This is a genomic window from Pseudomonas sp. SIMBA_067 (assembly GCF_046534675.1).
GTDB lineage: Bacteria > Pseudomonadota > Gammaproteobacteria > Pseudomonadales > Pseudomonadaceae > Aquipseudomonas > Aquipseudomonas putida.
Genome location: NZ_JAWRYH010000133.1, coordinates 1 through 355 on the forward strand (window position 1 = coordinate 1; position 355 = coordinate 355).

1 protein-coding gene is annotated in these 355 nt (G+C 59.4%); it reads left to right on the forward strand.

All coding sequences use genetic code 11. The features are described from left to right. Positions 1–3: 3 nt before the first annotated feature. Positions 4–355: paraquat-inducible protein A (locus tag SB765_RS28390; protein ID WP_410932322.1), on the forward strand; the 352-nt coding region annotated here is incomplete at its 3' end.

The following is a 355-nucleotide window of genomic DNA, read 5'->3' on the forward strand; positions in this document are numbered from 1 at the left end:
CACTTGCCGCTGGACGAACTCGTTGCTTGTCACGAATGCGACCTGTTGCTGCGCAAGCCAGTGCTGCAGCACGATGAAAAAGCCCTGTGCCCGCGCTGCGGCTACGAGCTTTATGCCCACCGGCACAATGTGGTCAACCGCAGCCTGGCCTTGGTGTTGACCGCCCTGTTGCTTTTCGTGCCAGCCAATTTCCTGCCAATCATGCAGCTGCATCTGCTTGGCCAGACTTCGGACGATACGGTCTGGAGCGGGGTGGTGGGCCTGTACAATTCACAAATGCGCGGCGTGGCCGTGGTGGTCTTCCTGTGCAGCATGGCCATTCCTTTGGCAAAGCTGCTGTGCCAGTTGGCGGTAC